14 protein-coding genes are annotated in these 23,066 nt (G+C 39.0%); 5 read left to right on the top strand and 9 right to left on the bottom strand.

Features of this window, described 5'->3' with window-relative positions; genetic code table 11:
- Positions 1–75: 75 nt before the first annotated feature.
- Both BSCG_RS13055 and ybeY read left to right on the top strand, forming a co-directional pair.
- Positions 76–1,308, top strand: coding sequence for a nucleoside recognition domain-containing protein (locus BSCG_RS13055; protein ID WP_004311917.1), 1,233 nt, complete (start codon positions 76–78; stop codon positions 1,306–1,308).
- Positions 1,309–1,324: 16 nt separating this feature from the next.
- Positions 1,325–1,744, top strand: a complete 420-nt coding sequence (ybeY, locus tag BSCG_RS13050; protein ID WP_008776145.1) for an rRNA maturation RNase YbeY — start codon at positions 1,325–1,327, stop codon at positions 1,742–1,744.
- 176 nt (positions 1,745–1,920) lie between these two features.
- Here the strand turns inward: ybeY and BSCG_RS13045 are convergent, their stop codons facing one another.
- The 9 genes from BSCG_RS13045 to BSCG_RS13005 all read right to left on the bottom strand — a co-directional run bounded on the left by BSCG_RS13045 (position 1,921) and on the right by BSCG_RS13005 (position 16,985).
- Complete coding sequence (locus BSCG_RS13045) at positions 1,921–2,343, bottom strand: lipocalin family protein (RefSeq protein ID WP_008647168.1); 423 nt, start codon at positions 2,341–2,343, stop codon at positions 1,921–1,923.
- A gap of 6 nt (positions 2,344–2,349) precedes the next feature.
- Positions 2,350–5,088 carry a prolyl oligopeptidase family serine peptidase gene (locus BSCG_RS13040; RefSeq protein ID WP_032849535.1) on the bottom strand — a complete coding sequence of 913 codons (2,739 nt, stop codon included), beginning with the start codon at positions 5,086–5,088 and terminating at the stop codon, positions 2,350–2,352.
- 13 nt (positions 5,089–5,101) lie between these two features.
- Positions 5,102–7,411, bottom strand: coding sequence for a S9 family peptidase (locus BSCG_RS13035; protein WP_004311920.1), 2,310 nt, complete (start codon positions 7,409–7,411; stop codon positions 5,102–5,104).
- A gap of 84 nt (positions 7,412–7,495) precedes the next feature.
- The gene (locus BSCG_RS13030) at positions 7,496–9,208 is read right to left on the bottom strand and encodes a PKD-like family lipoprotein (protein WP_004311921.1); all 1,713 of its coding nucleotides are present in this window, start codon (positions 9,206–9,208) and stop codon (positions 7,496–7,498) included.
- Positions 9,209–9,226: 18 nt separating this feature from the next.
- Positions 9,227–9,997, bottom strand: a complete 771-nt coding sequence (locus BSCG_RS13025; RefSeq protein ID WP_008647164.1) for a DUF4843 domain-containing protein — start codon at positions 9,995–9,997, stop codon at positions 9,227–9,229.
- A gap of 19 nt (positions 9,998–10,016) precedes the next feature.
- The gene (locus BSCG_RS13020; RefSeq protein ID WP_008776150.1) at positions 10,017–11,546 is read right to left on the bottom strand and encodes a RagB/SusD family nutrient uptake outer membrane protein; all 1,530 of its coding nucleotides are present in this window, start codon (positions 11,544–11,546) and stop codon (positions 10,017–10,019) included.
- Positions 11,547–11,557: 11 nt separating this feature from the next.
- Positions 11,558–14,926: a SusC/RagA family TonB-linked outer membrane protein gene (locus tag BSCG_RS13015; protein ID WP_008776151.1), complete on the bottom strand. Its 3,369-nt coding sequence runs from the start codon at positions 14,924–14,926 to the stop codon at positions 11,558–11,560.
- Positions 14,927–14,965: 39 nt separating this feature from the next.
- The gene (locus tag BSCG_RS13010; RefSeq protein ID WP_004307825.1) at positions 14,966–16,168 is read right to left on the bottom strand and encodes a FecR domain-containing protein; all 1,203 of its coding nucleotides are present in this window, start codon (positions 16,166–16,168) and stop codon (positions 14,966–14,968) included.
- A gap of 247 nt (positions 16,169–16,415) precedes the next feature.
- Positions 16,416–16,985 (bottom strand): RNA polymerase sigma-70 factor, encoded by a 570-nt coding sequence (locus tag BSCG_RS13005; protein WP_004307824.1) that lies wholly within the window; start codon positions 16,983–16,985, stop codon positions 16,416–16,418.
- 1,359 nt (positions 16,986–18,344) lie between these two features.
- Between BSCG_RS13005 and mnmG the strand changes: the two genes are divergently transcribed.
- The 3 genes from mnmG to uvrC all read left to right on the top strand — a co-directional run bounded on the left by mnmG (position 18,345) and on the right by uvrC (position 22,849).
- Positions 18,345–20,231, top strand: a complete 1,887-nt coding sequence (gene mnmG, locus BSCG_RS12995) for a tRNA uridine-5-carboxymethylaminomethyl(34) synthesis enzyme MnmG (RefSeq protein WP_008776154.1) — start codon at positions 18,345–18,347, stop codon at positions 20,229–20,231.
- Positions 20,232–20,281: 50 nt separating this feature from the next.
- Positions 20,282–20,812 carry an adenine phosphoribosyltransferase gene (locus tag BSCG_RS12990; protein WP_004313735.1) on the top strand — a complete coding sequence of 177 codons (531 nt, stop codon included), beginning with the start codon at positions 20,282–20,284 and terminating at the stop codon, positions 20,810–20,812.
- A 195-nt stretch (positions 20,813–21,007) separates the two neighbouring features.
- Positions 21,008–22,849 (top strand): excinuclease ABC subunit UvrC, encoded by a 1,842-nt coding sequence (uvrC, locus tag BSCG_RS12985; protein WP_008776155.1) that lies wholly within the window; start codon positions 21,008–21,010, stop codon positions 22,847–22,849.
- Positions 22,850–23,066 lie beyond the last annotated feature (217 nt).

A 23,066-nucleotide genomic window follows, 5' to 3' on the forward strand; every position in this document is an offset into this window, starting at 1 on the left:
ATAAGAAAGACGAAGATTTAGTTTATTTGAAACGTAATAACTACTTTTGCACTATCTATATACACGTTATCAACTATGGTTCTAAATTACATTTGGATAGGATTCTTCGTCATAGCCTTTATCATCGCTCTTATAAAAGTGATTGTTTTGGGAGATACGGAGATATTTACGGCTATCATGAACGCTACATTCGACTCTTCAAAGACAGCTTTCGAGATATCGCTGGGACTTACGGGTGTACTGGCCCTTTGGTTAGGTATCATGAAAATTGGCGAGAACAGCGGATTGATTAATGCACTGGCCCGCTTTCTTAGTCCGGTGCTTTGCCGTCTGTTTCCAGACATTCCTAAAGGGCATCCGGTGTTAGGCTCCATCTTCATGAATATGTCCGCCAATATGCTCGGTCTCGACAATGCCGCCACCCCGCTGGGGTTGAAAGCTATGAAAGAGCTACAGGATCTGAATCCGAAAAAGGACACTGCTTCCAATCCGATGATTATGTTCTTGGTGATTAATACCTCCGGCCTCATCATTATTCCGATCAGCATCATGGTATATCGTGCACAAATGGGGGCTGCACAGCCTACAGATGTATTTATCCCTATCCTGCTAAGTACTTTCATTTCCACTTTAGTAGGAGTCATAGCAGTTAGCATCGCTCAAAAGATAAACTTAATCAATAAGCCTATTCTCCTTTTAATGGGCGTTATCTGCCTTTTCTTTTCCGGCTTGATTTATCTGTTTCTAAGTGTCTCGCGGGAAGATATGGGTACTTATTCTACGCTGATAGCGAATATTCTACTGTTCAGTGTCATCATTCTGTTTATTTTGACGGGAGTCAGAAAGAAAATCAATGTATACGATTCGTTTGTGGAGGGAGCTAAAGAGGGATTTACGACGGCTGTGCGCATCATTCCTTATCTGGTTGCTTTCCTTGTAGGAATTGCAGTATTCCGCACTTCGGGAGCAATGGATTTTCTGGTAGGAGGCATCGGCTATATAGTAGGCTCATGCGGAGTTGACACGAGCTTTGTAGGGGCACTTCCTACTGCATTGATGAAATCGCTTAGCGGTAGCGGTGCCAACGGCTTGATGATCGATACGATGAAAGAACTGGGACCGGATTCATTTGTAGGGCGTATGAGTTGCGTAGTACGCGGAGCTTCAGATACCACATTCTACATTCTGGCCGTTTACTTCGGCAGTGTGGGTATAACCAAGACTCGTAATGCAGTGACTTGCGGTCTGATAGCAGACTTCTCGGGTATCATAGCCGCTATCTTAATCAGTTATTTATTTTTCTTTTAAATCATAACATTCAATTATGGCTGTAACTTATCAAACAGAAGGCGTAAAAATGCCTGATATCAAGAAACGCGAGACTACGGAATGGATAAAAGCCGTAGCCGCTTCTTACGGAAAAAGACTCGGTGAAATCGCTTATATCTTCTGCTCGGACGAGAAGATTCTGGAAGTAAACCGCCAGTATCTGCAACATGACTACTACACGGATATTATTACTTTCGATTATTGTGAAGGCGATCGTTTATCAGGCGACTTATTCATTAGCCTGGACACGATACGCACCAATGCGGAACAATTTGGTGCTTCATACGAAGATGAACTACATCGTGTGATTATCCACGGGATTCTTCACTTGTGCGGCATCAACGATAAAGGTCCCGGAGAACGGGAAGTTATGGAAGCTGCGGAGAATCAAGCATTGACCATGCGACAAGCGTAAGCAAGCCTCAACTGCAAACGATTTCAATAAATAAACGGTTTACTAAAACAGACTATACTGCAACATACTGTATAAATTCTGTAAAACGAAGACGCCCCATTGTAATCACTACAACGGGGCGTTTCATTAGCAACAACATGCTAATATTAACACTAAATTATTAAGAGAGAGATTTATTACTTTTTGTCGGGAGTTACTTCCGGAGTAACCAGCTTCTTGATTGATTTCGTATTCAGATACAGAAAAGCCAATCGCGGCTGTGCTTCCTGAACAACCAATTCCAATGAATCAGATGTTACGTAACCAATACGTTCACGCGTCTTATACACTTCTATTTTTCCATCGTCTTCTTTGCTGAATCCTTCTATAATCAAATAGCCGTCCTCATCTATCTTCCATGTTCTAAGATCTAAAGACGGTACGTTGATGGCAGAGCATTTTCCACCTTTTTTAAACTCAAACCCCTTGAGTTCGCCTGTTGATTCATAGGTATAAGGGTTGCACCATTTACCAATAATTTGTTTCTCCACTTTTTTCTGTCCGTAGCTGCTGAATGCAAAGCAAGACAGAGCCATAACTGTCATTAATAGTTTCTTCATTTTAATTTATTTTTCTAGTAAATCATATTTCTGATCAATTCCACGTTCTCGCAAATGAATACCCTCTTTCATCCAACGCGGCTCTTTTGTTCCTTTCAGGTAATAATCAAAGAACTGTTTCATCCGGATAGTCCAGTCTTTCTGTGCAGCCTGATTACCAAGAAAATGCCCTTCACCTTTGTAATTAAGATGCCATGCCGGACGTTGTAAACGACGCATAGCTAAATAAAGTGCACGACCTTGTTCGTAGGCAACAGCCTCATCCTTATCATTATGCCAAATTAATAATGGAGTATGTATCTTATCCGCTTCTACGATAGCAGAGCTTGCCAAATACTTATCTTTGGCTTCCCATAAACTCTTTCCCATACGGCTTTGCCATTCTTCATACATGAAATAACGCGGCAAACCGCTTCCACCACGAATACCCAAATAACCGGTTACCATATCAGTAATAGGAGCCCCGATATTAGCACAAGCGAATATATCCGTCTTCGTCACCAGATAACTAGCTTGGAAACCTGACCAACTATGTCCCTGAAGACCTATTTTTCCCGGATGCGCTATCCCCTGCTCTATCAAGTATTTCATTCCGCTTACTACTGCATCATAACTACTCTGTCCCGGTGTTCCTATGGTGAAATGCACATCCGGCATAAATACAATGTACCCATTACTTACAAAGTACATCACATCCGCCATTGCGCTACTCAACATAGGAGCGTGATAAGTGTTCAGTCCTCCGGAATGTGTTTCATAGAACTGTACCAGAACGGGATATTCTTTCTTAGCGTCATAATCTTCCGGCAAGTAAAGTATTCCCTTGTTAGGCTTATTCTCATAATTAGTCCATTCCACTAACTTTGCAGTACCCCATTTGTATTCGCTTTGTTGAGGATTAGCGTTCGTTATACGAATCGGATCAGAGAAATCCGATTTACTCCACCACAGATCACGGAATTCTGATACATTCTGACGATTCCAAATACAATACTTCTGATTGTCAGAAAAACGATGAATTGAATAGATGTAAGGACCTTCTGCGAGCTTCTTCAAGCGACCTTTCATGTCAAGTGAATAAATACCTTCATCCATTGTGTTTTCATCCCATACACTAACTATAATCGTCTCGTCCGGATTGAATACTTCTTTGTCAATATTGCTGGTCATTTTACGGATAGATCTCTGATTTTTGCGACCATACCCCTTAGTGATACATTCCGGCTGACGTTCTCCGGTCAAATCGATCTTCCACCAGTCATAAGCATCATAAATCAACACATTATTACCATCAGCAGTCCAACCAGCAATACCATAAGCAGGTGCAGGATTTGGTTTGTCATAAGTTTCCTCGAATATCGGATACCCAATAGCTGTTGAAATATCGGTAACCTCACCCGTTTTTCCGTCAAACTTATTCCATACCTGTGCAACAGGATCATACATCACAGCCCATTTGCCGTTCACCGACCACCTCGGTCTTGTCCGGTAGCTACGTCCTACCAATTGCTTTTCTCCCGTATGTACATTCACAGAATAGATGTCAAACGGCATTTCATTAAGCCAGTCTTTCTGCGAACGATAAGGCGTTTCGTCCGTATAAAGCACATAATGAATCTCTTCCGCACGGTCCGGCTCCAACAAATCAGCATGTCCAGGAGCTACTTCCGTCAATTTTTGGGAAGTAATGTCATAGATATATTTCGAATATTGAGGATGGGAATAACGGCTACGAGTCTGCAAAGTAGGTACTTCATATTCATCCCAGGTCCACAACTCCAGTTCAAAACTCTTATCCGGCTTTATTTCCTCTTCTTTCTTATCTTTATTTACTTTCTCCTGATAAGGTCTGAGTTCCATTGTCAGAAACTTCTGGCTACTTGACAGACTAGCCCGGACAAGTTCCATTCCCGCAGGAATGACAATCTCCTTACGGTCGAATACAAGGTCGCAAGTATTATTCTTCAAAGAGAAATTATACCATAATGAATCCTTCACAGTAAACTCTCCGGTCATCCGTTCTTTGTCAAGACTGAAAGAAGAAAATCCTTTCTTGACAGAACTTTGATAAATAGTCCGGTAGGGACCTACCAACGGGCCATAACACAAAGCATTTCCTTTGGCTTGTTTACGAATAAAAAGAATCGAACGATTCTGATTATACAACGTATAATAGCCTATACTATCAATCTGAAATGCAGTTCCAGTCTTAAGGTGACGTACCACCAAACAATCGAAAGACGGAATATGGTTGACCGTATCTTCCGGTACATTGCTCACAGACACCGAATAAGGAACCCCTTCCACAGGACGGAAAGATTCTTTATACGTCCACTCCGTCTTCACTCCGGAAGGTAACGACATCAATATAGTCTTCATATTTCCGGCAGTATCCGCCTGTTCGTAATAAACAGCTCGGTCTGCATCATAATATTGGATCTGTTCGACATCAGGCAATACTATTTCTTTTCGTGTACGCGAATCAAACAGATGCAATATCTTCGACTCCTTATCATCCGAATTATATTCCATCGGAGCAATGCGATAAGTCACCCATCGCCCTGTCGGGGAAATATCTGGTGATTCGACGCGCTTCCACGACATACAAGCTGCTATATCCAACGGTTTCAATAAATGAGACTGTTGTTCCGCAGACTGATCTTTCGCTTTTTGTTGTGCTTCGACAGAGGTGTATGACAGCAGCACAGCTACCAAAAACAAATACCTAAAGAAAGAGTTCTTCATATAGTTTATCGTCTTATTTACTACGGTTTATGTCTTCCCAACAGTCTGCACGAGTATCGCCCAGTAAATGTTTGGCAAAAAAGCGGTACATTTTCCTTTCAAAATACTTATCAGCAGAACCATATCCATGACCAGCCTCCGGAATCACTAACATATCAAAGTCTTTACCGGCTTCAATCAGTGCCTTAGCCATACGATAAGTATGTGCTGGATTGACATTCTTATCCATATCTCCTGTTACAAGCATCAGATGACCTTTCAGGTTCTTAGCAATTTCTGCATTCGACTTCACGCTAAACTTATATTCATACTCTTTCGTCTCATTACCCAGACTGTCTTTCACAACCTTTTCCACTTCTTTCACACCATTATAGCACTCTCCCCAACCACGATTGTAGATATTATTATCATGGTTTCCGGAACAAGAAACAGCAGCCGTATAAAAGTCCGGATAAGTACAAATAGCAGCCGCAGCCATAAATCCACCACCAGAGTGCCCGTAAATACCGACTTTCTTACCGTCAATAAACGCATGACGTTGAGCTAACTGTTCAATCGCATATTTATCATCTGCCAGCGGATAATCACGCATATTGCCATAACCATAACGGTGATATGCTTTACCACGCATCGGCGTATCACCCCTATGTCCTACTGTAATTACAATAAAACCAAGCTGCGCCATACGAGTACAATAACTATCATCCAACGTAAAACTTGTAGGTACAAATCCAAAATAAGGTCCAGGATAAACGACTGAAATAATCGGATATTTCTTTTCCGGATCAAAGTTGGACGGTTTCCACATCACCCCATACAAATCGGTAACATTATCAGCAGCTTTCACGACAAAACGTTCCGGTTTTTTCCAACCTGATGCATAGACCAGGTCCAAATCCGGTTTTGCCAGTTCCATAATCACCTTGCCTCTTCGATCCTTCAACATAATCTTAGGCTCCATATCCACTCTTGAATAGGTATCGACATAGTAATTATGAGATTTCAAGAAATTCACATTATGCTGTCCGTCTTCCGTGCTCAAAGGAGTTACTCCTTCTCTGTCAATGTCAACTTCATAAAGCATGTAATAGAAAGGATTTACTTTTTTATCTTTACCATATCCATACAGATAAACTTTGCGTTTCAGCGTATCAATAGAATTAATATAGCCTGTTACCCATTCACCGGAAGTCATCACATTCTTGAGATTTCCATCTCCATCATAGTGATAATAATGCCCCCAACCAGTACGTTCTGAACGGAACAGAATATCTTTTCCATCATTTAAGATCGCAACATTACGAGCATGTGGATCACGGTATGGCTTATCTTCTTCATGAATGATTTCTTTCACCTCCAAAGTTGACAGATTAACAGAGCATACATCTACTTCATCCCAAGTACGCTTAGTACGTTCAAAAAACAAGTATTTGCTATCCGAAGTAACATGAAGAGGCCTTATATATTGGTCCTTCCATTTATCTATCTTTGCTTTTTTCACTGTTTTCTCTACAATATCGATAATCGCCAATTCATTCTGAGTAACATACTTGTCACCAGGAAACTCATATTTATACTTTATCAATGAAGGAGAATCTTCCAATGAATTAATTACCCAAAAATCCCGCAACAAACGGTTATCATCACGTACTACATAAATATGACGATTATCCGGACACCAAAGTGCTGTTGTCGGCACTTCTCCGTTCTCCCCCGCTTCTTCTTCACGAGCATAAGAAAAATTTTCCACCCCATCCGTAGTCAACTGTACCTCGGTTGTATCCACTCCCAATGCTTTATTTCCTTTTACATACAGGTTGTGATTCTTAGCATACAAAATATACTTTTTATCAGGTGAAAAAGTCATCCAGCTATAAACGGGCTCTTCCGGCTCCTTCTTTTCTTCCTTCTTCTCTACTAATGTCAACTTGCCCGTCAGACGATTATAGCTGTATCGTTTACTCTTATAATCAAACTCAAACGAGCCTTGGTCTTTGGCAAAAGTTACAGATGAGATATCCAGTTTATTTCTATCTACTACACCTTTGGTAAATTCACTTAACTGCATAGCCATCTTCCCTTTGTCAAATAGAGGTTCACGCTTTCCTGCAGCAGGCATTACATAATAATATTCCTTGCCTGATGTTGTTTGAAACTCAAACCAGAAATTATCTGTATCGTTAATTCCCCGAGGGTAAACCGATAGACTAATATTAGACAATTTACCTCCTAAAGTAAAATCTTGAAATTTATCTGCCAATTCATAATTGGCAAATATATTGCTTGATTTACCAATAGATACCTGAGCAATCATCTGCACCATAGTGCAAGATGTTAGTATAGCAGTTACAAAAAAAACTTTAATACTCATTATAATAATTCTTTCAAAAAAACATTCATATATTAATTAAAACTCAAACCAGAAATAATCAAACCCACGACCAAGTTTATAAAGTGCATCAACAACATTACCAAAGTGGTTATCTTCTATAACTTCATTAGGGAACAGCTTACCTAAAGTAACTTCTTCACAAACCCCAGTAGCCTGATTTTTGGTTTCTTTAACTTCATAAATACTGAATGTTCCATCCGCTAACGCAACTCCCAACTGCCCATTATAACTTGGCATATATGGAGAAGCAGACAAGTCATTAACAGCTAACGATACTATATCACTAGTCATTTCTCCTAACAAAAGCATTGCTTCATTATGGTTAGTACCAGTCTCCGGATCTTGACCATATTGACAATACCATAGTCTATTTCCATCTGCAATTACAACAAACATTTTATTATTAAAAACTGCAATGTCTTTATAACTTGGTATTACCCCTAATTCTTTCTCAAAATATTCAGTCTCTGAAATAGTTGCAACACCTCCTCCATCTTTTCCTTCCAATGCGAAATATCTCAATCCATACGAATTACTACCGGGTTCTTTCATCAGAGCGACCCAAGCAGGAACAGCTGCCGAAACATCATAATCATTTTTCCTTGCACTAGCAGCAGGAATCATATCCACAACTTCTTGAGACATTTTTTGAAAATGCTTCTGATCATTCATTTCTGTAATTTCATAAACATTTCCAGTCAGTTTAGTAGAATTCTCACTGATGGTTGTACTATAATCACTAACAGTAATACCACCGTCATAAATTCCAACTAATGTATTATCTTCCTTCAGTGCTGGAATAACGGAACAATAAAGGTCATTAATTTTAAGACTCTGAAACAGTCTACGAAACTTCATTCCATTATTTAACGGAACAGATGTATAAAATCCCGCATGAAAGTCACCCGCATCGATTTTATTATTTAAGAAAATATGCCCATTCTCATTACGAAGTAATTTTGCCGAATATGTCATAGCAGCTTCTACGGGAGAAAAATTATCAGGTAAATCATTATTGAACTCTTCAAAAGTATACAATTCATGTTCCAAAGTATTACCATTCAATTCAGCCCATTTATCTTGCTTTACAAGCAGTTCATCATATACTTCAAGACCCAATGAACTATAGTAATCCATATTACCCAGATTTTCCATTAAACCAATAGGATTCATTCCTAAATTAGGAGTTACATCCATCTTCACTCTATGATACACTAATGAATCACGTGCTTCCTCATTCCCATCTATAGTTGTAAAATAGGTTACAGTGGAAGGAATAATAAAGTTCAAAATAGACCTGTTATCATTTCCTCTAGAAAGAATAGCCCATCCCCGTTGAAACTCTGTCCGAATCTTAACAGTTGTTGATCTCGCAAACTTTACCCCCGACTTATTATCTATCACAGCAAAAGTAATTCGAGCAGTACCACTTTTAGAAGAAGAAAAAGTATAGGATGGGCCTTGTTCATCCGCTAACAATTGGCCATCCAAATACCACTCATAACTCACATCCGGTGCAATACTATCAATTGTAAACTTAAAAGTCGGTGTTAAAGTTAACTTTTCATCTACAGCAATGCTATAATCATCTTTAAGTCCTCCAATAGATTGATATCCTCCTTGAAGCTCATTTAACTTATCATAATTATAATTGTTGTCATCATCCAGACAAGCTGACATAGCTACACATAAGATTGCTATGATTATATATACAAACGATTTATTCATAAACTAACTTCCTTTCTATTACCCTGCAACAGGAACTGTAATCTCTAATTGTGTTTTCTCATCAACCAATGGCCCCAAACCTTGTGCTGCTCTTTCCGCATTAATATCTTTCAAAGTATTTTTCAACTTCAATGCATATTTACGTAGTACTTGTTTGTTCTTGCCATCAAATACCATATCATCCTTTTTCAACTCATCCAAAAACATTTTATATTTATCTTCTAAATATATCCCTAAATAATATTCTTCAACCGAATTGAGAGGAGTATCAGCACCACCTGTATCAGCTACCGACCACCAACTGGGTTTAAATAAACGATCTGTTACAGTAACAATTGCTCTTGAGTATTGTCTTGCTCCCTCTCTTACTTCTTCCTTCTCATCTATTTTTAATGCTAAAATCAATGTATTAGTACTCAATATTTCTGAATTCTTCAATTTTATACAAACACTTCCCGTCAGCTGACCTTTTTCAATCAGACACTCTGTTGGTAATTCATATAAATTGGCAGGTAAAGTTGTACGATCTTCATCTACACTTACAGAAAACTTCAGATCTTTATCCTGCACTTTACCATATACTGAAACCTCTAATGGAATCTCCGGAACTTCGCCCTCATTATAAACCTTAAATGAAACAGTTGTAGTGTCTTTAGTCATATCTTTGGCAAAGATAATATACGAGACGTCATTATCATTGACCATCAAACCTTTCTCTTCACAAGAGATAAAAAAGCTAGAGCAGCAAAAGCATGCTATAGCAGGAATTATAAAATTCTTGATATTCATTTTCTTACTCCAAGTTTAGTTATTTGATATTACTTTCCGAATCAGGTAACGGTAATACGACATATTCTTCCGTCATTGGAATTTCACCACTATCACAAGTCAAAACTTTATTTAGACGTTTAAACATGTATAATGTTTGTCCCTCTCCAAAAAACTCCCGACGTGCATCATTTACAATCATATTTACAAAATCATTCTTAGAAGAAACAGATGAATAATCTACAGTCTTAATACCGCGTCCTTTTTTCACTTTTTCTAAGTAACTTTTTGCTTCAGCTATTTTAAGCAAATCACCTTCTGTATAAATCGCTTCAGCCGCAATATAATATACTTCAGACATGCGAATCATCGGAATAATCTGATTATTTGCCTTACCGTATTCTGTACTTTCCACTTGTTTATAATATTTCAATGTACGGTAATTATATCCATAGTATTTTGATTCCAACTGATACTTAAAGCGAAAATCATTCTCTTTCTCTATACCATATACAGCATCAAGCATTTTACTACTCCAAGACAAATAGTTCTGATCAGATTCTGATTTACCATCAGTCAGATGATTAATCTCACTATCCCAGTCTACTAATTCTGTAGGAGAATACAATGCAAAAATTATATTATCATACATCTTCATATTACCGTTCTTAAAGTTATCAGAAGCATAATAAGATTCATCGGCTGCAAAATATTTTGTTTTCTCCTCTTCATCTATCAACTTCTTCGCTTCCGCATATGCTTCGTCGTTCATTCCTGCATATAAATATACTCTTGCTAATATGGCTGTTACAGCATAATAATTCAAACGGTACCCTCTTAACGCAGCAAAAGCACCTTCACCAGCCACTTTTTGCACAAAGCGCCTATCAGGATTAAAATTTGTACTCTCTGTATCTATATCAAATAAAATACGTTGTGATTCTTTTAAATCAGCAATAGCATGTTCCAGACAATAGCTAACCGTTTGTTTATCATTCACATAACTAGGATATTTGTCTACATACGGAATAAAAGTACGTGTATTAGGATTCGCAGCAGGAGCAGGAGCATACATACGAAGTAAATCAAAATGCATATATGCACGTAATCCTATTGCTTCTCCCAAAATCATACGGCGTTCAGTATCGTGATCATAAAATAATGCAGGATCAGCAACCTCTGCCTGCTGTATCAAGTTATTACAGTTGGCAATAATATTCCAAGCTGCATTCCACATAGCATCTGTTGTTGGTGTCAACTCTGAATGCTTATAATTAAAATTACAGATTTTACTCATTGCCTGTCCACTACCACTCGTTGGAGCTCTATTCTTATCATACACTTGTCCCCAAGCATCTACAATCCCCCACGTCAAATTACTTCCATACAAATCAAATGTTGATAATTTACGATAAATACCATTCAATGCTGTCCGGAATCCATCACCTGAAGAAAAAAGATATTCTTCCTTGATTTCATCAGAAGGATATAAATCAAGCCAGTCTTGGCAGGATGAAAACGTTAGTGCCAAGCAGGCTAATGATATGATTGTTCTATATATTTTTTTCATTATAGTAAGTCTTAAAATTGTGCTTTAATTGAAAAATTCACTTTCCATGATTTTGGATAACTTAATCCACGCTCTTGACGGATGGAGTTCCAATTTATAAAGTCACTTGAACTGGCCTCAAGACGAAGCATATTCATACCTAAATACTTCCTTATCCATTCACGTTTGAAATCATAACTCAATGTCAATGCACTCAAACGGATATAAGATTTATCCTGTACAAAACGTGATGTAGGCAAAGTAGTCAATTTACTATCCTTAATATTTTTAAACTGGGCAACATCACCAGGTTTTTGCCAGCGATCTGTCAATACTCGTAAATCCACATTTCCTCGCTCTATCGCTGCATTCTCCACTCGATCTACCAAAGTCTGATTGTACTCTTGCCCTCCCCATTCATATAAGAAAGAAGCAAACAGACTCCATTCTCTATAAGTAAGATTTACACCAAATGCTCCATTAAATTTCGGTTCTGTATTACCCACAACAACTTCTTGCGTAGCATCCCATTTATCGGACACTGTACCATCTCTATTCAAATAGATCTCTTTACCAGTAGTTGGGTCGATACCTAATGATTTAACTGCCCAAATGGATGTCAATGATTGCCCCTCTTCATATTGTGCAATGGGCACAGAATAATTAGCATCTTTCAATGAATAATTTATATTCTGTGCATCCTGCTCCTTTTTATAAAATTCAGCTACACGTTGATTATATGCTTTCTGTGAATCAGATATTTTCAATATTTTATTGGTATTGTGTGCCATATTTCCCCACAAAGCTACTATCCAATCACGATTCCGATACACATCAGTACGTACAGTCAACTCAAACCCCTTATTCATAACTTCACCCATATTACTTTTATAGGTAGAAAAACCTGAAGTATTAGAAAGACTGACATCATTAACTAAATCTATCGTTTTCTCATAATAATAGTCAGCTTCTACTGTTAAACGCCTGTCAAAGAACTGCGTTTCTACACCAATATTAAACTTGTCTGTTTTTTCCCATGTTAAATCCTTGTTACCCAAAGCTTTTAATACAGCTCCGTAACCAGTTGCATACCATTCATCGAAAAGAGTTTCATACATTGTAGTTGCTGCATAGGAAGGGAAATTTACTTTTCCCGTACGTCCGTAAGAACCACGTACTTTCAATTTATTCACCCAGTTATTTCCTTTTAAAAAATCATAATTATGCAAGTTTACTCCCAAACCTCCTGAGAAAAAGGGTGCCCACCTTTGATTAGAACCAAATGCAGAAGAACCATCAAAACGTACCGAAACATCCGCTAAGTAAATATCATTCCATGTATAGTTAGCTGTAGCCAATACACTCACCATGCGAGAAGTTCCTTCTGTACGTGTTGGTTTTTTATAGATTTCTGAAGCATAATTTAAAGAGTGAAATTGTCCTGATGAAAATCCACGATAATGGGCACTCGTATTATCCTGCGAACCTGCCGAGGCTTCCCATCCTATAGATACATTTAAATTATGTTTTTTCTCAAATGTACGTGTATAATACAAAAAAGCATTTGCATTCCAGTCTAAATTATTCCCATTAGTTGTATATAGGTCCCCTACCTTATCTTCATTTCCACTTGAAGATTCCCCCAGCACACTAGTTTTAGACGATAACGGATCTATAAATTTCTCACTATTAGCATACTTTCTAGTCACACTAAATTGGCCTCTTACAGTCCAATGGTCAGTCAAGTACCAATTTAAACTTAAATTATTTGTAATCTCATCATATGCATTCCAATCATAATTCGCCAAAGTTGCCTCGTATAAAGGATTATTTGCTGCACTATTCCTATCCGTTTTCGAGAAGGCTAGTTGTTCTACTAATATTCCATCTTCATAAGGAGTATCATAAGGTTGCATGCTCGTGTAATCACTGAATGAGCCATAGGGTGATTCAGTTGATTTCGTATGAGTAAAAGACACTGTATTTTTTACTTGAAGGCTTTTCATTCTATAATCCAAAGAGAAACCGACACTATAACGATCGCGAGAGGATCCTTTCATAACCCCTTTTGTTCCATTATAAGAAGCATCCACACCATACCTTAGGTTTTGTGTTCCTCCTTCTACGTACACACTATGTTTATGATCAAAAGAATTTCTTAATGGCAATACTAACCAATTTGTATCCACTCCTTTTCGTATCTGCACATATTTTTTACTATATGAATTTATGATATTTCCCATATTATCTCCTGCCGATACATCAAACAACCCGGCAAGTCTCTCTATTTCCAACTTCTCGGATGCGTTAGCCAAATTATAATCTCTCAAGTCAGGCATTTCCAAAGTCCCTGTAAAATTATACGACACACGTACCTCACCCGGTTTAGGAGCCACTGTAGTAATGACAACAACCCCATTTGCTGCACGTGAACCATAAATTGCAGTTGCAGCAGCATCCTTCAAAATTGTCATACTTTCAATTCGGGTAGGATCAAGATCATACACCTTCTCTATACTCACTTCAAAGCCATCCATAATGAAAGTAGGCAAGTTAGGATTATTCTCTAAATTTGATTTAGAAAGTTGATCTTTATCCAAATCCCTCACTCCAACTCCTGAACGTCCACGAATATACATCTCTGGTAATGCATTTGGATCTGAACCAAATTGCGTATTTGTCATAAGACGGAAAGAAGGATCAAAAGACTGCATAGCATCAATTACATTAGTTTGCGATACCTTCCGTAAATCATCGCCTGTAATCTGCGTAGAACTACCAGTAAAGCTAGTTTTACGAACATTACTATATCCTGTCACAACCACATCTTCCAGTGTTTTTACGTCATCAACCAAAGTAATTTCAAGACTTTTCCGACGAGTAGCATCCACTTGAAGAGTCTGCTTTTTCATACCAATAAAAGAGATTTCCAAAGTCACTTTGTCACTTTTCACATCCAACGTAAACTCACCTTCGATATTGGTAGAAGTACCCGTACGAGTACCTTTTACGATGATGCTGGCTCCTGGAATCGGCTCCTTATTCGAATCAACAACCGTACCATGGATACGATTATCACGCTTCTCGGTCTGCAATTTACGAACAACAACAATACCATCTTTCACCACATAATCAAATCCCTGGGGATTTAAAATCAACTTTAGAGCGACTTCCCATTTCTCATTTTTTGCATTAATTGATACGGGAGGAACTCCTTTAAACATTTGTGAATTATACAACATATTCACTCCTGTTTGTTTCTTCACTGCATCCAAAACTGTCTCGATAGAGACATTATGCAGATTCAAAGTTACCGTCTTATCCTGTGACGGTAGAGCCCATGTGCTAAATGTGCAACACACTGCCACTAAAAAACATAGTAGCCATCGTTTTTCTCTCATAAATTAATGATTAAACTTTACCTAATATTCTATTTATTCTTACTCTTTCATTCCATCGTATATCAACACTTTCCGGCCACTGATTTTATAAGTCAGATCGCCTGTCAGTTCCAAAGCATCCAAGAAAGAATTGACTGCTCCATAACGTTTCAAACTACCACTGTAAGTTATATCGCGTAGATCCGGCGTTTCATAATAAACCTGTATATCATACCAGCGTTCGAATGTCTCCATAATCTCCCCTAAAGAGCGGTTTTTAAAGTTGTACACACCGTTTACCCAACCGATATATTCGTCCAGATCAACGGTACGTTTCTCTGTGCCATTGGCAGAGACTACTGCTTGTTCGCCCGGCTGAAGAGTTACCGTTCCGACATTCGGTGCAGAGAATTGTACTTTTCCGCGCACCAATGTAGTGTAACAAACGGAAGCATTAGTATAAGCATTCACATTAAACGCCGTACCAAGCACCATCACTTCACCAAGATGAGTTTGTACCACAAATGGATGAGATTCATCCTGCACAACTTCAAAATAAGCCTCACCCTCCAGAGCTACAACCCTGCGTTTACCCGCAAAACGTACCGGATAAGTCAACTTAGAACCAGCATTCAAATGAACTGTCGTTCCATCAGCGAGGATTACAGTATTTTCCCCTCCACGTGGTATAATAAGTTCATTTGACTTAACCGGCTTCTCTTCGACGTTTTTCTCTTCGTGTTGTGTTGTGACGGTTGGTTCATATGACAGCACTCCTTCCTTATATTTTACCTGGACGCCGTCTACTATTACGTTAACTTCTTTCTTATGCACATCAATAATGCTGCCATCGGGTAAAGTCAATTGTGCCTGTTGAACTCCCGGCTGAATCAATGGTCTGCTTTCCTCTTCAATCGAACCATAATTCGACATATAGAAAGATAAACCGATTACTAAAAAAACAACAGCTGCTGCAACAGACCACCAAACCCGGAAAGTACGAGGCTTCTTTATTACCTCCGGTTCCGTTTGTCCGATTTTCTGAAGGAAAGATTCATAGGCTTTCTTTGATGAATAATTTTTATATTCTCCAAATGCAACTCTTAATGTCTCACCATTCTGCAATTGCTCATACACTTTTTGCAAGTCCGGACATTCCGCCAATCGCTTTTCAAGCTCTTGCTGTTCCGATTCATTAGCTTCTCCTAAAAGAGCTTTCTTCATTAAAGCGGCATCTTGATATACATTTTCGAACTTCTTCATCTTATTTCTCCTTTTTAAATTAAACAACTGTTTAATTTGCTTTATTATAGATATACATAACTCACAGAAAAGGGTGACAAAAAGATGATATTTTTTTGAGATAAGATTATAAAGAAGAGGATTTTAAGAGTAAGAATATAACATTATATCACGATATAAAAGGAATCCGTTCGCTTTTAACAAAGAAAACAAATCTTAAGTAATCAATAAAAAGATGAAGATGTATCAAATTGACTTTTTTATCTTTTTAGAGAAATAAACAAAGAATAATAGAATGAACAGAGTCGCCCAGCCTCTCACGAAGGAATTTATAGCTGCGTGTCTTTTGAGTTTTAACAGTATTGATACTTATTTCTAAACGTTCCGCTATCTCTTCCCATGTATGTCCTTCGATTCTCATTAAGATAATCCGGCGTTGCTCGGACGGAAGTTCTTCGATATAGCAATAGAGTTGCCGGATAATTTCTTCTTTCACCGTCAATGCATAAATCATATCTTCGTCCTCCACGCTTTCTTCTTCGGCTAAAGAATTCAATATGGTATCATGAATTTGATTATTGCGTATATATAATAAGGTATTATTATAGCAGGCACGATAAAGATAATTGGTAAGCTCTTTTATATCGGAAAAGGTACGCTTCCCTTCCCATACAGAAATAAAAACGTCTTGCACCAAATCTTCTACCGCATCGGGGACCGGCAATATCTTTGATACATAAACACATAAGGCAGTATAAAAACGATCGTAGAAATCGCCCCACATCTTTTCATCCTTCCGGTTTACTCCCGCTACTATGGTGTCAATTTTATCGTTCATACTGTCACATTACCTGCGAAAAAAGGAAACAGAATTCATAAAAATCGCCGTAACTACTTACTTTTGCGATATTTACGATTGCAAATATATTGTTTTTTTTCAAAAACGCAGACTTTGCCGGCTTACAAAATAGAAAATAAAAAAGTTCTTTCTCATACATAGAGATTTTTTCACTTTCATCTTTCATCTATCACCAGACTTCTTGAAACAGTTTATTCATAGTACTTTCAAGCATGGTGATAGATTGCCGGTAACCTATCACCTTATCTATCATCTATCACCACCATTTATCGCTCTGATTTCTTGCTTTTTCCCTTCAATTTTACCGGGAATCTTGTCCTATGATAGCCACCAGACTTTATTTTTTGATTTCAAATATGAGTCAGACAAGACAAATGCTGACAAAACAATCGTAAGCTATAGGACGGCAGTTCGTATCCCACAAGACGACGATCTGTTTCATGCTTTGAAACACTCTGTTTCATTACGGGAAACACTTTGTTTCACACCGAGAAACGAATCGTTTCAAGCCTTGAAACAAAGTGTTTCAAATAAGGTTGAAACTAATTGAATCCAAGCAAATAGCAAATTGACCAAAAAGAAACTTAAACGAGCTTACCTTACAGTTCAAATGAGAAGCAAAAGAAAATAATAGTTGAAAACGAAAGGGTACAAAAAAAGAGCGAATCATTCCGCTCCACATTTAAAGAATCCCCATAAATGGGATTCTTCTTTTTCTTCATCTTTCATTTACTCGTTACCTGAAAACGTCTTTTTCCTAATACCTAATCAAAACAATCTTTTTCCTAAAAACTAATCTTAAAATCTAATACCTTAATTTTATAAACCAATACCTTTTAATTATTACCTTTTTCTAATACCTAAAAATATAAGTAGTTTCACAACTACGCTGCAAAGGTATAGTTGTTTGCGAAAACAACAAAAGCCACTATACAAAAAAACACATTCAGGCTTGTTTTTTTGACTTATGTCAAGACGTAGGGTAGATTTTGAGTGTAAACCTCAAGTTTATTCCCACAGCAATCCGTATTTTCAACAAATCTTTCCTTTTACTCTCTAGTTGCACTCATAATTGAGCAAGCACATAACTAACAAAAAGAAAGCAAAACAGGGGATTGAAAAGACAAACTATTGCCATTCCATCCAAAAATATACAATCACAAAAGCCAATAAGCGGTCTATTTTCGAACAATCTGCATATTTCTAACCCGAAATTACGGCGTTTTTTTCAGTTAAGCCGGATTCCTCCTCGGATTTTCAGAAGCAAAAACAGCTTGAAGATACAAGTCTCACAACTTTTCTGTAACTTTGCAGCGTTTGATAATAAATAAGATAGGAATGGATTTTAAGTACGACGTAATTGTAATTGGTGCCGGACATGCTGGTTGTGAAGCAGCGGCAGCCGCTGCTAATTTAGGTTCCAAAACTTGTCTCATCACTATGGACATGAACAAGATTGGACAGATGAGTTGCAATCCGGCTGTAGGAGGAATCGCCAAAGGACAAATTGTACGTGAAATAGATGCATTGGGTGGACAGATGGGATTAGTGACAGATGAGACTGCCATTCAATTCCGAATTCTAAACCGCTCGAAAGGTCCAGCCATGTGGAGCCCCCGCGCCCAATGCGACCGGGCTAAGTTCATTTGGTCCTGGCGAGAGAAACTGGAAAATACACCCAACCTTCATATCTGGCAAGATACCGTATGTGAACTGCTCGTAGAAAACGGTGAGGTCACTGGATTGGTCACCGCATGGGGCGTCACCTTCAAAGCGAAATGCATTGTGCTCACCGCAGGAACTTTCCTCAACGGACTGATGCATGTAGGACGTCATAAATTGCCGGGAGGAAGAATGGCCGAGCCGGCTTCTTATCAGCTGACCGAATCCATCGCCCGTCACGGTATCTCTTACGGAAGGATGAAAACCGGTACTCCGGTACGAATCGACGCGCGTAGTGTTCATTTTGACCAGATGGAAACACAAGACGGTGAATCGGACTTCCACAAGTTCTCATTCATGAATACTAGCACGCACCACTTAAAGCAACTTCAATGCTGGACATGCTACACCAATGAAGAAGTACACCGGATTCTGCGTGAAGGTTTGCCGGATTCTCCCCTGTTCAACGGACAGATTCAAAGTATCGGGCCACGCTATTGTCCGAGCATCGAAACTAAGATTGTCACTTTCCCGGATAAAGATCAGCACCAGTTATTTCTCGAACCGGAAGGAGAAACGACACAAGAGTTATATCTTAACGGATTCTCTTCTTCGCTTCCGATGGAAATACAAATTGCAGCACTGAAACAAATCCCGGCTTTCAAAGATCTGGTTATCTACCGCCCGGGATACGCTATCGAATATGACTATTTCGATCCGACTCAATTAAAACATACGTTGGAATCGAAAATTATCAAAAACTTGTTCTTTGCCGGACAAGTAAACGGAACCACCGGATACGAAGAAGCAGGAGGACAAGGATTGATAGCCGGTATCAATGCACACATTAACTGCCACGGCGGAGAAGCATTTACTTTGGCTCGCGATGAAGCATATATTGGCGTATTAATCGACGATTTGGTTACCAAAGGTGTGGATGAACCTTACCGTATGTTTACCTCGCGTGCGGAATACCGCATTCTGCTTCGCATGGATGATGCCGATATGCGCTTAACAGAGAAAGCGTTTAAGCTTGGGTTGGCAAAAGAAGATCGATATCAGTTAGTAAGAGGCAAGAAAGAAGCCGTGGAACAAATCATTTCTTTCGCGCGCAACTATTCGATGAAACCGGCACTAATCAACGATGCTCTCGAAAAGATAGGGACAACTCCCCTACGTCAAGGTTGTAAGTTGATAGAGATTCTGAACCGCCCGCAAGTGACAATAAAAAATATAGCAGAATATGTTCCGGCGTTTCAACGCGAATTGGAAAAAGCGACGAGTTCGGATCAAGACCGGAAAGAAGAGATTCTCGAAGCTGCAGAAATCCTAATCAAGTATCAAGGATATATTGACAGGGAGAGAATGATTGCTGAAAAACTAGCACGATTGGAGAGTATCAAAATTAAAGGAAAATTTGACTATTCTACCATTCAGTCCCTTTCCACCGAAGCTCGACAAAAGCTGGTAAAGATAGATCCGGAAACAATCGCGCAAGCGAGCAGAATCCCGGGAGTCTCTCCTAGCGACATCAACGTGCTGCTGGTACTTTCGGGACGATAAGCGGCAACGTTTCACGTGAAACAAAGCATTTAAAGAAACGATATAATTCAATGATTATGAGCAAAGAAACACTAATCAAAAGCATTCGGGAAGTACCCGATTTTCCGATTCCCGGAATCCTGTTCTACGACGTCACCACTTTATTTAAAGATCCATGGTGCTTGCAGGAATTATCCAATATCATGTTCGATATGTATAAGGATAAAGGAATCACCAAAGTGGTAGGTATAGAATCAAGAGGCTTTATTATGGGACCGATTCTGGCAACCCGTCTGAACGCCGGTTTTATTCCAATCCGCAAGCCGGGCAAACTCCCGGCAGAAACGATTGAAGAAAGCTACGATAAGGAGTATGGCAAAGACACGGTGCAAATTCACAAAGATGCACTGGACGAGAATGACGTAGTTCTACTACATGATGATTTGCTGGCAACAGGAGGCACCATGAAAGCGGCTTGCGAATTGGTGAAAAGATTAAAGCCTAAAAAGGTGTATGTAAACTTCATCATCGAACTGAAAGAGCTGAATGGAAAATCGGTATTCGGAGATGATGTAGAAGTAGAATCCGTATTGACTTTATAAAGGAGTTGCATCTATTTGCAGAAAATGTATTAACAGCTCCAATGGTTTATCTTTTAGGCACGGATTACGCGGACTTCACGGTTTTTATTTTTCCGCGAAATCCGCGTAATCCGTGCCTAAACAGCAATAAGATAGTGAAGTTTAGCTTCAAAACAGCCCCCTTTTTATTTTAGTAGTCTTTCATCCCTAATGATTATGAATACAAAACCAGAAAGCAGAGCCAATGAATATTTGAAAGGGATTGTAGCCAACCTTCCCGAGAAGCCGGGCATTTACCAATACCTGAACACGGAAGGTACAATTATATACGTTGGAAAGGCTAAAAATCTAAAGAAAAGAGTCTACTCCTACTTCAGCAAAGAGCATGAACCGGGAAAGACACGAGTGCTGGTCAGCAAAATCGCCGATATTCGTTATATTGTAGTCAACACGGAAGAAGATGCGTTATTGCTGGAGAATAATCTGATAAAGAAATATAAGCCGCGCTATAACGTTCTATTAAAGGACGACAAGACATACCCTTCTATTTGCGTACAAAACGAGTATTTTCCCAGAGTTTTCAGAACAAGGAAAATTATCAGGAACGGTTCTTCGTATTATGGACCGTATAGTCACATACCATCCATGTATGCGGTACTGGATCTGATAAAGCATTTATATCCTTTGCGAACTTGCAGTTTAAACCTAACTCCGGAGAATATACGGGCAGGAAAGTTCAACGTATGTCTGGAATATCATATAAAGAACTGTGCAGGACCATGCATCGGACTACAATCACAGGAGGATTATCTCAAAAACATTGATGAAATCAAAGAAATCCTGAAAGGAAATACACAAGAAATCAGCCGTATGCTACTGGAAAGGATGCAGACATTAGCCGGTGAGATGAAGTTTGAAGAAGCACAGAAGGTGAAAGAGAAATATCTTCTGATAGAAAATTACCGTTCTAAATCGGAGGTAGTAAGCGCTGTATTGCACAACATAGATGTATTTTCTATTGAAGAGGACGAGTCCAATTCCGCTTTCATCAACTATCTGCATATTACAAATGGCGCCATTAACCAGGCGTTTACATTCGAATATAAAAAGAAGCTGAATGAATCAAAAGAGGAGCTTTTGACACTGGGTATTATCGAAATGCGGGAACGCTATAAGAGTCAATCCAGAGAGATTATAGTACCTTTTGAACTTGATTTGGAGCTAAACAACATCGTATTTACCGTTCCACAGCGGGGAGATAAGAAGAAATTGCTGGATCTTTCGATTCTAAACGTGAAGCAATACAAAGCCGACCGTCTAAAACAGGCGGAAAAGCTGAATCCGGAACAAAGAAGTATGCGATTAATGAAAGAGATACAGCAAGAGTTGCATCTGGACAGACCGCCTTTGCAAATTGAATGCTTTGACAACTCAAACATACAGGGTTCTGATGCCGTGGCCGCTTGCGTTGTCTTTAAAAAGGCCAAACCCTCAAAGAAGGATTATCGGAAATACAATATAAAGACGGTTGTAGGACCTGACGACTATGCATCCATGAAAGAGGTCGTCAGAAGACGTTATCAGCGCGCTATTGAAGAAAACGCCCCTCTACCCGACCTGATTATCACCGATGGCGGAAAAGGCCAAATGGAGGTCGTTAGAGAGGTGATCGAAGATGAGCTGAACTTAACAATCCCGATTGCCGGATTGGCAAAGGACAATCGCCATCGCACATCGGAACTGCTTTTTGGATTTCCTCCGCAGACTATCGGCATCAAACAGCAAAGCCCGTTATTCCGTTTGCTGACACAGATTCAGGATGAGGTGCACCGCTTTGCCATTAGTTTCCATCGTGATAAACGCAGCAAACGGCAGGTAGCATCGGCATTAGACAATATCAAAGGGATTGGAGAAAAGACAAAAACAGCGCTTCTGAAAGAATTTAAAAGCGTAAAGCGGATAAAAGAAGCCTCTTTTGAGGAGATTTCCGCTGTGATCGGAGAAGCGAAAGCCAAGACTGTAAAAGCGGGATTGAGCGATGAATCATCAGAAAATTAATAAGAAGTTGGGGAGTAGGCCTGTTATCTTTCTATCACTTTTAGGCACGGATTACACGGATTTCACGGTTGAATTACTAAAAAACCGTGTTATCCGTGTAATCCGTGCCCCAATAATAAATCATTAACGCTTTCGGCAAAGCCTTATAATATTTTCCCACCAACACACCGTTTTCTCTTCTGAATTTTGTAAATTTGCCTTTCCTAATCATGAAATA

It is taken from the genome of Bacteroides sp. 2_2_4 (genome assembly GCF_000157055.1).
Lineage (GTDB): Bacteria > Bacteroidota > Bacteroidia > Bacteroidales > Bacteroidaceae > Bacteroides > Bacteroides ovatus.